General features: G+C 66.3%; 10 protein-coding genes. 7 read left to right on the forward strand and 3 right to left on the reverse strand.

From position 1 onward, the window contains the following. Positions 1-9: 9 nt before the first annotated feature. Positions 10-147, reverse strand: a complete 138-nt coding sequence (locus ACHAC9_RS01035; RefSeq protein ID WP_435756247.1) for a hypothetical protein — start codon at positions 145-147, stop codon at positions 10-12. A gap of 424 nt (positions 148-571) precedes the next feature. On the opposite strand from ACHAC9_RS01035, the gene paoA reads away from it, so the two are divergent. The 4 genes from paoA (at position 572) to ACHAC9_RS01055 (ending at position 6,154) form a co-directional block, all read left to right on the forward strand. Next, positions 572-1,255, forward strand: coding sequence for an aldehyde dehydrogenase iron-sulfur subunit PaoA (gene paoA / locus ACHAC9_RS01040; protein ID WP_435756249.1), 684 nt, complete (start codon positions 572-574; stop codon positions 1,253-1,255). Continuing rightward, positions 1,252-2,211 (forward strand): FAD binding domain-containing protein, encoded by a 960-nt coding sequence (locus ACHAC9_RS01045; protein WP_435756251.1) that lies wholly within the window; start codon positions 1,252-1,254, stop codon positions 2,209-2,211. Before paoA ends, ACHAC9_RS01045 begins: the two co-directional genes overlap by 4 nt. Further along, positions 2,208-4,409, forward strand: a complete 2,202-nt coding sequence (paoC, locus tag ACHAC9_RS01050) for an aldehyde oxidoreductase molybdenum-binding subunit PaoC (protein WP_435756253.1) — start codon at positions 2,208-2,210, stop codon at positions 4,407-4,409. The genes ACHAC9_RS01045 and paoC overlap by 4 nt, the downstream gene beginning before the upstream one ends. A gap of 140 nt (positions 4,410-4,549) precedes the next feature. Further along, on the forward strand, positions 4,550-6,154 hold the full coding sequence (locus ACHAC9_RS01055) for a TerC family protein (protein WP_435756255.1): 1,605 nt from the start codon (positions 4,550-4,552) through the stop codon (positions 6,152-6,154). 47 nt (positions 6,155-6,201) lie between these two features. Here ACHAC9_RS01055 and ACHAC9_RS01060 read toward each other — a convergent pair whose 3' ends face one another. Continuing rightward, positions 6,202-6,480, reverse strand: a complete 279-nt coding sequence (locus ACHAC9_RS01060) for a hypothetical protein (protein ID WP_435756257.1) — start codon at positions 6,478-6,480, stop codon at positions 6,202-6,204. Positions 6,481-6,590: 110 nt separating this feature from the next. Then, entirely contained in the window at positions 6,591-8,111 is a 1,521-nt protein-coding gene (locus ACHAC9_RS01065; RefSeq protein WP_435756259.1) for an FAD-dependent monooxygenase, read from the reverse strand. A 195-nt stretch (positions 8,112-8,306) separates the two neighbouring features. Here ACHAC9_RS01065 and ACHAC9_RS01070 point away from each other — a divergent pair, with 195 nt between their 5' ends. The 3 genes from ACHAC9_RS01070 to cphA all read left to right on the forward strand — a co-directional run bounded on the left by ACHAC9_RS01070 (position 8,307) and on the right by cphA (position 13,807). Further along, positions 8,307-9,446 carry a 6-phosphofructokinase gene (locus tag ACHAC9_RS01070; protein ID WP_435756261.1) on the forward strand — a complete coding sequence of 380 codons (1,140 nt, stop codon included), beginning with the start codon at positions 8,307-8,309 and terminating at the stop codon, positions 9,444-9,446. A gap of 146 nt (positions 9,447-9,592) precedes the next feature. After that, the gene (locus tag ACHAC9_RS01075) at positions 9,593-11,050 is read left to right on the forward strand and encodes an iron-containing redox enzyme family protein (protein ID WP_435756263.1); all 1,458 of its coding nucleotides are present in this window, start codon (positions 9,593-9,595) and stop codon (positions 11,048-11,050) included. Positions 11,051-11,143: 93 nt separating this feature from the next. Continuing rightward, positions 11,144-13,807, forward strand: coding sequence for a cyanophycin synthetase (gene cphA, locus ACHAC9_RS01080; RefSeq protein ID WP_435756265.1), 2,664 nt, complete (start codon positions 11,144-11,146; stop codon positions 13,805-13,807). Positions 13,808-13,811 lie beyond the last annotated feature (4 nt).

Consider the following 13,811-nt stretch of genomic DNA (forward strand, 5'->3'; position numbering starts at 1 on the left):
TTGTCCTGGTCAGGCGGTTGGCAAACGGTGTTCGTGGCAAACGTCGCGCAGCTTGTTCTTCTGGATCTTGCCGGTGCCGCCCATTGACAGCGCCTTGTTACGCACCACGTCGTCCGGAATGCGGCAGATGGCGGCCTTCCCATCCAAGAAGGCCAGCAGCGCCTCGCGCGGGAGGTCCGCACCCGGCCCGGTTGCAGACGTTCTTCAGCAATCAGTGTACGGGATACATTGCTATTGAGGAAATTTTCGATGCGGTGACCGAGTCGAGGCGCGCCTTTGCTTCCGACAGCGGCCAGCCAGCATGGCTCAGTGTACGAGGTTGTTAGCATCAGAGCAAGAAAGAGGTATTGCCAGGCGCTATTAGGCCGGGGCGGTGCCGGCCGGGCCGGCCGGCAGGAACCCCATCCTTAGGGGCAAGAAACGACCGTAAACTGCCCCTCGGCAACCGTGCCTCCCCCTATCGCAAATGTCTTTATCATAAGGCGACTTCCAGACGGCCGCCCCAGCGTTCCGCCCGGAAACCCATCCACGCGGGTCGCCATTGCGCCCACCAGAACAAAAGGCAACGAATATGGACGACCTGAGCGACATGAAGCTGTCGCGGCGCGACTTGTTGAAAAGCGGCGCTGCCGCCGCAACCGCCGCCGCCATCCCCACCGCTGCCGGGGCCCAGGCCCTGGCCGGTGCACCTGTGCCTGCCAATCCCCCGCCCGCCAGCGCGACAACCACGCTGCGCGTGAACGGCCAGCGGCGCGAGCTGACGCTCGACACGCGCACCACGCTGCTCGACGCCTTGCGCGAAAACCTCAAACTGACCGGCACCAAGAAGGGTTGCGACCAGGGCCAGTGCGGCGCCTGCACCGTCATCGTCAACGGCCGGCGCATCAATTCCTGCCTGTCCCTGGCGATCATGCACGACGGCGACGAGGTCACGACCATCGAGGGCTTCGGTACCCCGGGCAAGCTCCATCCGATGCAGGCTGCCTTCGTGAAGCACGACGGCTATCAGTGCGGCTATTGCACGCCGGGACAGATCTGTTCGGCGGTAGCCGTGATCGAGGAAATCCGCGCCGGCATCCCGAGCCACGTCAGCGGCGACCTGAATGTGAAACCGCTGATGAGCGTCGACGAAATCCGCGAACGCATGAGCGGCAACATCTGCCGCTGCGGGGCCTACTCGAATATCCTCGATGCGATTACGGAAGTGGCGGGCGTGCCGGGCGCGCTCGCCGCACGCCAGGAGGGCAAAGCATGAAGGCCTTCACCTACGAACGCGCACGCACCCCCGCCGAGGCGGCCGCGGCCGCCGAACGCCATCCCGGATCGCGCTTCATCGCCGGCGGCACCAACCTGCTCGACCTGATGAAGCTCGAGATCGAGGCGCCGCCGCACCTAATCGACGTCAACGGCCTGAAGCTCGACAAGATCGAAGCGCTCCAGGACGGCGGCCTGCGCATCGGCGCCACGGTCCGCAATACCGACCTCGCAAGCGACGCACGCGTGCGGCGCGATTACGCGGTGCTCTCGCGCGCCCTGTTGTCCGGCGCCTCGGCCCAGCTGCGCAACAAGGCAACGACCTCCGGCAACCTGCTGCAGCGTACCCGTTGCCCTTACTTTTTCGACACCAATTTGCCCTGCAACAAGCGGGTGCAGGGCAGCGGATGTTCGGCGATCGGCGGCTACACGCGCAACCACGCGATTGTCGGCCAGAGCGACGCCTGCATCGCCACCCACCCGAGCGACATGGCGGTGGCAATGCAGCTGCTCGATGCCGGTGTCGAAACGGTGCGCGCCAACGGCAGCACGCGTGTCATCCCGATCGCCGATTTTTATCGCTTGCCGGGCAACACGCCGCACATCGAAAACACCTTGCAGTCGGGCGAACTGATTACCGCCGTCGTGCTGCCGCGTCCGCTCGGCGGCTACCAGACCTACGTCAAGGTGCGCGACCGCGCGTCGTATGCCTTTGCCCTGGTGTCGGTGGCGGCGATCGTGCAAAAGGACGGCAGCGGCCGGGTCGCCCTCGGCGGCGTCGCGCATCGACCCTGGCGTGTGCCGGCGGCCGATGCCGCCATGCCGCGCGGCGCGCGTGCCACCGTCGACATCCTGCTTGCCGGCGCAAAAACAACAAGCGAGAACGCATACAAGGTCCCGCTGATCCAGCGCACGCTGGAAGCGGTGCTGGTCGACGCAAAGAAAGGCTCGGCATGAAATTCATTACTCCCGCCACTACCAACCCGATCGACCAGCTGAAGGTCGTCGGCAAACCGCTGGACCGGATCGACGGTCCCATGAAAACCACGGGCACCGCTCCCTACGCCTATGAGCAGCACAAGGCCGCCCCGAACGCGGCCTACGGCTATGTGATCGGCGCGGCCGTCGCCAAGGGCAAGATCGCCTCGATCGACACGGCGGCGGCGAAACGCGCTCCCGGCGTGCTGGCGATCGTCACGGCGGACAATGCCGGCAAACTCGACAAGGGCAAGTTCAATACTGCCCGCCTGCTGGCCGGGCCGGACGTGCAGCACTACCACCAGGCCGTTGCCGTGGTGGTTGCCGACACCTTCGAACAGGCGCGCGCGGCAGCCGGCCTGGTGAAGGTCGCGTACGTCAAGGAGAAGGGCGAATACGACCTGAAGCGCGCGAAAGCCAGCGCCAAAGTTCCTAAAAAGGAAGAGAAGCCGGAAACCAAGACGGGCGACTTCGGTACCGCGTTTGCCGGCGCCCCGGTCAAGCTGGACGCCACCTACACCACGCCCGACCAGTCGCACGCGATGATGGAGCCGCACGCAACGCTGGCAGTGTGGGAAGGCGATAAATTGACCCTCTGGACCTCGAACCAGATGATCGACTGGGGCCGCCAGGACATGGCGAAGACGCTCGGTATCCCGAAAGAGAACGTGCGGCTGATCTCGCCGTATATCGGCGGCGGCTTCGGCGGCAAGCTGTTCCTGCGCTCGGAAGCGTTGATGGCCGCGCTCGGTGCGCGCGCCGCCGGCCGTCCGGTGAAGGTGACGCTGCAGCGCGCGTTGATGTTCAACAACACCACCCACCGGCCGGCGACGATCCAGCGCATCCGTATCGGCGCCACGCGCGAGGGCCGGATCACGGCGATTTCCCACGAAAGCACCTCCGGCGACTTGCCCGGCGGCCAGCCGGAAACCGCGGTGCAGCAGACCCGCCTGCTGTACGCCGGCGCCAACCGCTTCACCCAACTGAAACTGGCTGTGCTGGACCTGCCCGAAGGGAACGCGATGCGTGCGCCGGGCGAGGCACCGGGCATGATGGCGCTCGAGATTGCGGTCGACGAGATGGCGGAAAAGCTCAAGATGGATCCGGTGACCTTCCGCATCGTCAACGACACGACGGTCGATCCGGAAGAGCGTTCGCGCAAGTTCTCGCAGCGCCGCTTTGTCGAATGCATGCGCCAGGGCGCGGAGCGTTTCGGCTGGAAAAACCGCAATCCCGAACCGGGCAAGCGCCGCGAAGGCCGCTGGCTGGTCGGCATGGGGGTCGCTTCGGCCTTCCGCAACAACATGAACATGAAGTCGGCCGCCCGTGCCCGCCTCGAGCGCAACGGCACGGTCACGATCGAAACCGACATGACCGACATCGGCACCGGCAGCTACACCATCATCGCCCAGACTGCGGCCGAGATGATGGGTCTGCCCATCGAGCGCATCGTCGTGCGCCTGGGCGATTCGGACTTTCCCGTGTCTTCCGGCTCGGGCGGGCAGTGGGGCGGCAATTCGTCCACGGCCGGCGTGTATGCCGCTTGCATGAAATTGCGCGAAGCGGTGGCGGCCAAACTCGGTCTCGACCCGGCCACGGCCGAGTTCGTCGACGGCGGCGTGCGCGCGGGCGGCAAGTCCGTACCGCTGGCGCAGGCCGCGCAGGGCGGCGAAATCAGCGCCGAAGACACCATGGAATACGGCGACCTGGAAAAGAAAACCCAGCAGTCCACTTTCGGGGCCCATTTCGTCGAAGTCGGGGTCGACGCCGCCACCGGCGAAGTGCGGGTGCGGCGCATGCTGGCCGTCTGCGCGGCCGGGCGCATCCTCAATCCGAAGTCCGCGCGCAGCCAGGTGATCGGTGCCATGACGATGGGCGTGGGCGCGGCGCTGATGGAGCATCTCGTGGTCGACAAGCGCATCGGCTTTTTCGTGAACCACGATCTCGCCGGCTACGAAGTGCCGGTCCACGGCGACATTCCGCACCAGGAAGTGGTCTTCCTCGATGAGACCGATCCGATGACTTCGCCCATGAAGGCCAAGGGTGTGGGCGAACTGGGTATCTGCGGCGTGGCGGCTGCGGTGGCGAATGCCGTTTACAACGCCACCGGCGTGCGCGTGCGCGATTATCCGATCACGCTCGACAAGCTGCTGCCGAAAATGCCGGCCTACGTCTAAGGCGCAAGGCAAACCGACCCGGCCCGCTAGCGGCCGGGTGAGCTGCCTCGCGGGCGGCGCAGGCATCTGCGCCGCTCCCGGGGCCGCCAAGGCTTTCCGGCCGTCGGCGAGCTACCCGCACACATGAGGCGAAACCACCTATGGAATGGTTGTCCGATCCAAACATCTGGATAGGGTTTTCTACCCTGGTTGTAATCGAGATCGTTCTCGGCATCGATAACCTGATCTTCATCGCCATCCTCGCCGAAAAGCTGCCGCCGGAACAGCGCGACCGCGCGCGCCTGCTCGGCCTGTCGCTGGCGATGCTGATGCGGGTCGGTTTGCTGACCATGATTTCCTGGATCGTCACGCTGACCGAACCCCTGTTTTCGCTCGGCAGCCTGGCGTTTTCGGGGCGCGACCTGATCCTGCTGCTGGGCGGCCTGTTCCTGCTGTTCAAGGCGACGGTGGAGCTGCACGAGCGGATCGAGGGCAAGACGGCGCACCGCACGGGTTCCGTCGAGTACGCCGCTTTCGGGGTCGTGGTAGCGCAAATCATCGCGCTCGACGCCGTGTTCTCGCTCGACTCGGTGATCACGGCAGTCGGCATGGTCGACGAACTCTGGGTCATGATGGCAGCGGTCGTGGTGTCGATGGGCGTGATGCTGTTCGCTTCGAAAACGCTGACCCGATTCGTCAATGCGCACCCGACCGTGGTCGTGCTGTGCCTCAGTTTCCTCCTGATGATCGGCCTGTCGCTGATCGCCGAGGGCTTCGGCTTCCACATTCCGAAGAGCTATCTGTACGCCGCGATCGGCTTCTCGGTCCTGATCGAGGCATTCAATCAGCTCACCTGGAGAAATGTCGCCAAGGAAGAGGCGCGCATGCCGCTGCGCGAGCGCACGGCCGACGCGATCTTGCGCATGTTGGGCGGCAAGACGGAGGGGCCGGCCACCGGCGCGGTGGCGGCTACGACCATGCATGCGCAGGCTTTCGAGCCGGCCGAGCGCAACATGGTCAGCGGCGTGCTGAGCCTGTCGCAGCGCTCGATCCGCTCGATCATGACTAACCGCTCGGACATTTCCTGGATCGATATCGATGCCAGCGCCGACGTCATCCGCGGCCAGATCATGGTGACGCCGCACAGCTTTTTCCCGGTCTGCAAAGGGGAACTCGACGAAATCATCGGTGTCGTGCGTGCGCGCGATTTGATGGCCGATCTCGCCACGGTCGGGCGCATCGACCCGGCGCATGTGCGCACACCGATCATCATGCCCGAGACCGGGGATGTTCTGAAAGTCATGGAAACACTGAAGCGATCGCACGGCCAGCTGGTCCTGATCGCCGACGAGTACGGCACGCTGCAGGGCCTGGTGACGCCGATCGACATCCTGGAGGCTATCGCCGGCGAGTTCCCGGACGAAGACGAGCAGCCGGCCGTCGTGCAGCAGGGCCCGGACCGCTGGCGCATCGACGGCGCGGCCGACCTGCGTTATGTCGAGCAAGAGCTGGGCGTCGACTCCCTGGTGAGCGAGAGCGACGACTACAGTTCAATGGCCGGTTTCATGCTCGAGCGTTTCGGCAGCTTGCCGCTGGTGGGCGAGCGGGTCGTGGTCGACGACCTGAGTTTCGAGGTCGCCGAGGTGCAGGACCGGCGCATCGCCTGTGTGATCGTCACCCGTATCGAGAAGGCACCGGTGACGGGACGCCCCGGTCGCGCGCCGCGCGGGGAAGGCGGCCAGGCAATGCCGCGCTCGCGCGGCTGAGGCGAGCGCCCGGCAACGCAAACCGCTCGAATTCGGGCGCGCCTCCCTTACACCGGAATGACCGAGGTGCCGCCACCGGCCGCACCATAATTCTGCAGGTCGGCGAAAGGCAGGCGCCGCTCGCCCAGCGCGGTGAGGATGGCTTGCAGCTGCTGCTCGTCCGGCGCGATATACACGATCACCTGGTCGAGTTCGTTCTCGAAATAGGGCGTGTAGGGCACGTCGGTTTCGCCCATGACCTTGGCGACGAAGCGCCCGTCCTGCAGTTCGGCGAAGACGGTGACGAGGGTGGTGGCGGTGGTGCTGTTGTTGACGGTGATTTCCATGGTTCTCCGATGGGTAATGGCGGGTTGCGGGTGCGGAAATGGATGGGCCGATGATCGCGCCAAACCGGCTGAGGTGGCGCAGCGTTGCCGCCAGTTAAATCCTGTCGGCGCTATAGCCGCAGCGCATTCGCGCGCAGGTAATCGTCGAGCACATCAGGTGACGGACTGCCCGCCGCCAGCCCCACATAGGTGTCGGGCCGCAGCAGGTAGAGCGCGTCACGCGCGAGCCCGGCTGCAGCGCAGTCCGCATGCCAGTCGAACTGGCGCAGCGCCACCCCGTGCAGGGCGCACCAGGCCTGCAAGTCCGGCCGGGCGCTGCCGTAGACATGCGCCTGCCATCCCGGTCTGGGCAGCGGACCGAAATTGTCGCCGGTCTCGAAGCGCACCCAGGGCAGGCGGTCCCCGCCATGCACCTTGCCGGCACGTCCCGCATTGAGCGGCGCATGGCGGTAGTGCAGCACCGTCTGCGAAATGGTGCGGAAAAGGAACTCGCGGGCGGCGGGCAGCTTGGCGACCAGGGGCATGATGCGCGGGAAAATGCCGGTGCGGATGATCTCGGCGATCGGGCCGTCGGCGGTCAAGAGGCTGAAGGCGCGGTCGGTCGTGTCCACCAGGCGCCGCGCGAAGGGCAGGCGCTCGGCTTCGTAGCTGTCGAGCAGGCCTTCCGGCGCCTGGCCCTTGGCGACGGCCGCCAGCTTCCAGGCGAGGTTGATGGCGTCGCCGATGCCGGTGTTCATGCCCTGGCCGCCGGCCGGACTGTGGATGTGGCCGGCGTCGCCGACCAGGAAGGCGCGCCCGCGCCTGAAGTGTTCGGCAACGCGGTGGTGTACGCGGTAGGTCGAGAACCAGTTCACCATGTGCACGCTGATCATCAGGTTGTCGATGGCGCGCTGGCTGACGTCGGAAAACTGCAAGGTCTCGGCGCGCTCGGCCCGCTCGTCGCGCACCGTGCCCACCAGCCGCGCGCGGCCGCGCGGCGCCGTTGCGAACACCGCCAGGATGTCCGATTCGTCCAGGTCGAGGTTCAGCTCGCCGTTCAGCGCGGGACTGTCGCCCTCGATATCGGCCACATAGAACACTTGGCGGTAGGTGCCGCCCGGGAAATCGACGCCGATGGCGGTGCGCACGGCCGAGCGCGCACCGTCGCAGCCGATCAGCCAGCGCGCGCTGCAGCGTTCTTCGTTGTCATCCGGGTCGACCAGCCTGGCCTCGACATGGTCGCCATGCTCGTCGAAGCCGATGAAGGTGCGCTCGCGTTCGACCTCGAGGCCGGCCGCGGCGAGGCGTTCGACCAGCAGCCGCTCGTGACGGTCCTGCGGGTAGATGTGGAAAAAAGGGTAGGGCGTCAGGCCGGCGCCGATCGCGCCGAGCGGGATGCGGGCACGGTGCTGGCCTTCGGACCAGACGTTGAAGAACTGGATCGGGTGGCCGTCGTCCAGCACGGGCTGCGCCAGGTCGAGCTGGCGGTACAGCTCGAGGGTGCGCGCCTGCACCGCCAGCGCGCGCGAGGTCGTGCCGGGACCGCTGGCCGCATCGACGATGCGCACGTCGACGCCAAAGGCCTTCAGCCACAGGGCCAGCACCAGCCCGCTGGGACCCGCGCCCACGATCAATACCTCCGCATCTTTCATCGCGCGTCCCCATCGCAGCTGTCCCGGATATCCTACTCCTGCCTGCTACTCGCCGCACTGACGGCGCGTGTCGCCGGCAGACCGGCCACCCGGCGGCGAATGCGCTGGCATTGCGCTTGTACGCGTGCGCCGCGGCGGCGCGTGTGCCCGCATCATGTGCCTGCACCATCCCGGATGCGCCCGCGAGGAGGACCAGTGACCGAGCACCCATCGACAACGCAATGCGCCGGCGTCAAGCGCATCGGCCTGCTCACGGGTGGCGGCGACGCCCCGGGCCTGAACGGCGTCATCAGGTCCGTCGTGCTGTCCGCGGCGCGCCTGGGCTGGGAGTGCCACGGCATCCGCGACGGTTTCAACGGCCTGCTGGCGCCCGAGACGTGTGCCGGCCAGCCGGTGCAGCGCCTTCTCGAGGTCGACGTGCATGCGATCGGCCACCTGGGCGGCACCATCCTCGGCACTACCAACCGCGCCGATCCGCTGCGCTATCCGACGCGCTCAAGCGACGGCAACCTGGTCGAGCAGGACCGCACGCCTGACGTCGTTTCCCTGTGCCGGGCGCGCGGACTCGACGCGCTGGTGATCGTTGGCGGCGACGGTTCGATGGGCATCGCCCAGGCGCTCCATGCGCAGGACTTACCCGTGGTCGGGGTGCCGAAGACCATCGACAACGACCTCGACCGCACCTTCTTCACCTTCGGCTTCGACACTGCGGTCGGTTTTGCCACCGAATGCATCGACCGCCTGCACACGACCGCGCACAGTCAGCACCGCGTGATGGTGGTCGAGGTGATGGGCCGCTACGCCGGTTGGATCGCGCTGCATGCCGGCATCGCCGGCGGCGCACATGCGATCCTGATCCCGGAAATCCCGTACCGTATCGACGCCTTGCTGGATGCCATCGCGGGCCGCGACGCGGGCGGCCACCATCATGCGGTCGTGGTGGTGGCCGAAGGCGCGCAGCCCGTCGATGGCGAACGCGAAGTCCAGGCGGCGGCCGAGGCTGGCCGTGCCGAGCGCCTGGGCGGCATCGGCGCGCTCCTGGCCGCGCAACTCGCGGCGCGCACGGCCAAGGAATGCCGCAGCGTCGTGCTCGGCCACCTGTTGCGTGGCGGCAGTCCGTCGAGTTTCGACCGGGTGATCGCGGCGCGTTTCGGGGCGGCGGCAGTACGCGCGCTGGCGGGCGGGCACAGCGGCGTGATGGTGGCGCTCGGCCTTGACAAAATCGAGCTGGTGCCGCTCGCGTCGGTGGCCGGGCGCACCAAGACCGTGGCGGTCACGGGCGACACGGTCGCGACCGCACGCGAATTGGGCATTTGCCTCGGAGATGGAAGGTGAAACGCCGCTCCAGCGCCCAAACAATCCGCTTGTGTTATTTTTGTAAGCACTGTCTTACATGCATGGGGGTTGCTTGCCGATGTGCGCTGCATAGGACAACACGGATAATTCCGGTAATCATTCAACAAGATTGTGAACACAAGTCCATGACGCCTTCGCTTGTTACCGATGTACCTGATGTACTCCAGACCCAGTGCAGCCGCGCCAGCATGGCCGGGCGTGCCAGGGAACTGTATTTCGCCCTGTACGCGGACCCGCTGACGAATGCGCGCGAGGGGGAGGCCTACCTGCGCGACCAAATCGAGGCCGTGCAGGACATCCCGGCCGACCTGCCGCCGACCCTCGCCCAATTGCCGGCGTGGATAGAAGCGCGCAGCGAAGCGGTCGGCATCCAGTACCGCGAATACCTTGCGGCACGCAAGGGTGGTGCGCCACGCCGCTATTTTCGTAACAAAGCGCATGCCCTGAATTTCATCAAGTCGGCCGCGCCGACCAAGCTGGTCGACGGTTCCTGGCTGTATGGCTTGCTCAAGCACTGGGACAGCCCGGATTTCCATCCCCTGATCAAGACCTACCTCGAAGAGCTGGGCGAGGGTGCGCCAAGCAAGAACCACGTCACGATCTACCGCAAGCTCCTGGCGACCCATGGTATCGACAACTGGGAGGAATTAAGCGACGACCATTTCGTGCAGGGCGCGATCCAGCTGGCACTGGGCCAGAACGCAGAGCGCTTCCTGCCCGAAGTCATCGGCTTTAACCTCGGCTACGAACAATTGCCGCTGCATCTGTTGATCACGTCGTACGAACTGAACGAATTCGGCATCGACCCGTATTACTTCACGCTGCACGTCACGGTCGACAACGCGGCCACGGGCCACGCGCAAAAGGCGGTCCAGGCCTTGCTCGACCTGATGCCGCGCGTGGGTGACCGCGCCGCCTTCTACGGGCGCGTGCTCGACGGTTACCGCCTGAACGAACTGGGCGCCAGTACGAATTCGGTGATCGCCGATTTTCAATTGCAGGACGAGCTGGTGAGCATCCTGGCGCAAAAGAGCACGGTAGGCAAGAACATGCACTCGGATTACTGCCGTGTCGCGGGCCGCTCGGTCAACGACTGGCTGGCGACGCCAGGCGAGATTCCGGGCTTCCTGGCGGCGCTCGAGACCGCCGGCTGGATCAAGCGCGGCGAGGGCGTCGAGCACAGCCGATTCTGGCGCCTGATCGAGGGCGAGCGAGCCGAGATGTTCGGCGTCTTCAGCGCCTACGAGCAGCAGGTGCTGCGCGACTGGATCGTCAGTATCCCGGGCAGCACGGTGAAGGAAGAACGGGTGCTGACCCACCGCGCGCGCCAGCGCACGCTCGACAACCTGGGCCAGCATGCTGACCGTAGCGGCAACTTTCCCGAACGCGGCCTGATCCGGCGCCGTGCCGCGCGCGATTCTGGCAGCGAGAACGAGCTCGCCATGCTGGAACAGCGTGTCGCCGCCGCCAGCGGCAAGGGCGAGGCCATGAATTTGTTGTTCGAGCTGATGACGCCGGCGCACCACCACAGCGCGGCAGGGCTGATGGCTACCCGCATGTACAGCCAGCTGCTCGACATCTGAACCGACAACGGATGTGCTTTACCCGACCGGGGCGTTTGCTGAGAGCGTGCCGGTCGTTTAACACCTGCGATTCAAAACAATAGGGACATTCTCGTGTATATCCTCGAACAACGATTCCTGCGTGGCCCGAACGTGCACGCGGACACTCCCTGCCTGCTCAGTGTGATCGACCTGGAAGACCTGTACGGCATCTCTTCGAAAGACATCCCGGGTTTTAATGACGCGCTGCTGGCAACCCTGCCGTCGCTGAACGGCCAGCCGCTGCCGCTGGGGCAAGCGCGCGGCTTCGCCCAGCGCCTGCGCGCCGGCACCTTCCTGGCGCGTGTCGTCGAACACGTCACGCTGACACTGCAGTCGATGGCCGGTCCGACGGTTGGTTACGGCCGTACGCGGCCGGCCAGCGGCCACCCCGCGGACAGCCGCCCTGGGGACGGCCGCCCCGGCCAGTACCGCGTCGTGGTCCAGTATGCGATTGAAAAACTGGCCGAGCCGGCGTTCCAGCTGGCGCTCGACCTGGTCACGGCACTGGCGAAGGGCGAGGTGTTCGAGGTCGAACCGCGCCTGCAGGAATTGCGCGCGCTCGGATCGCGCTATTCGATCGGGACCAGCACCGCGGCCGTGCTGGCTGCCGCCCACGAGCGCGGCATTCCGACCTCGCGCATCACCGATGAAGCGAACCTGTTCCAGCTTGGCTGGGGCTCGAAGCAAAAGCGCCTGCAGGCGACCGTCACCGGCGACACCAGCTATGTCGCCGTGAAGATCGCCAGCGACAAGCAGCTGACCAAGGCCCTCCTGACGGAAGCCGGCGTGCCGGTGCCCGAAGGCGGCACGGCCACCACGGTCGAAGAAGCCCAGCGCATCGCGCACCGCCTGCGCGTGGCCGTCACCATCAAGCCGCTCGACGGCAACCAGGGCAAGGGCGTGACCACCACCTGTTCGACGCCGGAGGAAGTGGCAACGGCCTTCCATTTCGCGCGCGAATACGGCCGCAAGATCATCATCGAGCGTTTCGTCGAAGGACGCGACTACCGCGTGCTGGTGGCGGGCGGCCGGGTTGCCGCCGCCTCGTTCCGGCGTCCGGCCCATGTGCTGGGCGACGGCGTCAGCACCATCACCGAATTGGTCGAGATCGAAAACCGCAACCCGGCGCGCGGCGCGGGCCACAGCAATGTGCTCACCCGCCTGTCGCTCGACGCCCACGCCGAAGACATGCTGCGCCGCCAGGGCTACGCACCCGATTCGGTGCCCGCCACCGGCGCCTGCGTCGAACTGCGCAGCAATGCGAACCTGTCGACCGGCGGCACCGCCGAAGACGTCACCGATTCTCTCCCCGACATCACGCGCGCCCTGTGCGTGCGCGCCGCCAGGAAGATCGGCCTGGACGTGGCCGGTATCGACATCGTCTGCCACGATATTTCGATTCCGCTCGACGAGCAGGGCGGGGCGGTGATCGAAGTCAATGCCGCGCCTGGCATCCGCATGCACCAGCACCCCAGCAAGGGCGAAGCGCGCGACGCCGGCGAGGCGATCGTCGACGGCCTGATGGGCCAGTCGAACGGACGCATCCCGGTGGTGGCCGTCACCGGCACCAACGGCAAGACCACGACTGCACTGATGATCGGGCACACCGCGCGCGTGGCGGGACTGGGCACGGGCGTGACCACCACCGAAGGGGTTTTTGTGAACGGCAAGCGCCTGGTCAAGGGCGACTGCACCGGCTACTGGTCGGCGCGCACCGTGCTCTCCGCGCCAGACGTCGATTTTGCCGTGCTGGAGACGGCGCGCGGCGGCATCCTGAAACGCGGCCTGGCCTTCGACCGGTGCGATGTCGGCGTCGTGCTGAACGTGGCGGGCGACCACCTCGGGCTCGATGGCGTCGAGACGATCGAGGACCTGGCGCAGGTGAAAGCGGTCGTCGCTTCGTCCGCTTCGAAGGCGCTTGTGTTGAATGCCGAGGACGCGCTGTGCGTCGCGATGGTGCGGCGCGCCAGGCCGGACGCCGAAATCATCTTTTTCTCGATGGATGCGGAAAACCCGATGTTGCTGCAGCACCTGGAAGACGGCGGCCGAGGCGCCTACCTGCAGGACAACGCGATCGTCATCGCCGACGCCAGGCTGCACCAGGAATTGATGCGCGTGGAATCGATGCCGTCGACCTTCGGCGGGCGCGCGCGCTACAACATTGCCAACGCGCTGGCGGCGAGCGCCGCGCTGATGGCTTGCGGGTTTTCGAACAGCCAGGTTGCCGACGGCCTGTCGACCTTTGTGTCCGACAGCAAGACCAATCCGCTGCGCACCAACGTCTTCGACGTGCGCGGCGTGACCGTGATCGTCGACTACGCCCACAACGCTGCCGCCTACGCGGCGCTCGGCGAGATGGCGCGCGCACTGCTGCCGGGCCAGCTGGTCGGCATCGTGACGGCGCCGGGCGACCGCCGCGACAGCGACCTGGTGCAGATCGGCGAAGTCTGCGGCGAGCGTTTCGACGAGCTGGTGGTCTACGAATCGCAAAGGCGCGGCCGTCCGGTAGGCGGCGCCGTCGACCTGATCATCGAGGGCATCGAAAAGGTCATCGGGCCGTCCGATACGACGCACCGCGAGATCGACGTCGACAAGGCGATCCGCCTTGGCCTGTCGCTGTGCCGTCCCGGCGACGTGCTGGTGTTCGCCTGCGGAACCTCGCTCAAGACCTTCATCGATGCGCTGCGCGTGGACGATCCGGAAAGTGCAGACCGGATCGAGGCGCAGACGATTTGATTGT

Origin of the sequence: Massilia sp. CMS3.1 (assembly GCF_051262535.1) — a bacterium.
Lineage (GTDB): Bacteria > Pseudomonadota > Gammaproteobacteria > Burkholderiales > Burkholderiaceae_D > Telluria.

Bases quoted from the DNA above. Each gene is read 5' to 3' on its own strand.
- ACHAC9_RS01060 (WP_435756257.1), bottom strand. From the start codon at position 6,480: ATGGAAATCACCGTCAACAACAGCACCACCGCCACCACCCTCGTCACC.
- paoA (WP_435756249.1), top strand. From the start codon at position 572: ATGGACGACCTGAGCGACATGAAGCTGTCGCGGCGCGACTTGTTGAAA.
- ACHAC9_RS01075 (WP_435756263.1), top strand. From the start codon at position 9,593: ATGACGCCTTCGCTTGTTACCGATGTACCTGATGTACTCCAGACCCAG.
- ACHAC9_RS01045 (WP_435756251.1), top strand. From the start codon at position 1,252: ATGAAGGCCTTCACCTACGAACGCGCACGCACCCCCGCCGAGGCGGCC.
- ACHAC9_RS01055 (WP_435756255.1), top strand. From the start codon at position 4,550: ATGGAATGGTTGTCCGATCCAAACATCTGGATAGGGTTTTCTACCCTG.
- ACHAC9_RS01065 (WP_435756259.1), bottom strand. From the start codon at position 8,111: ATGAAAGATGCGGAGGTATTGATCGTGGGCGCGGGTCCCAGCGGGCTG.
- paoC (WP_435756253.1), top strand. From the start codon at position 2,208: ATGAAATTCATTACTCCCGCCACTACCAACCCGATCGACCAGCTGAAG.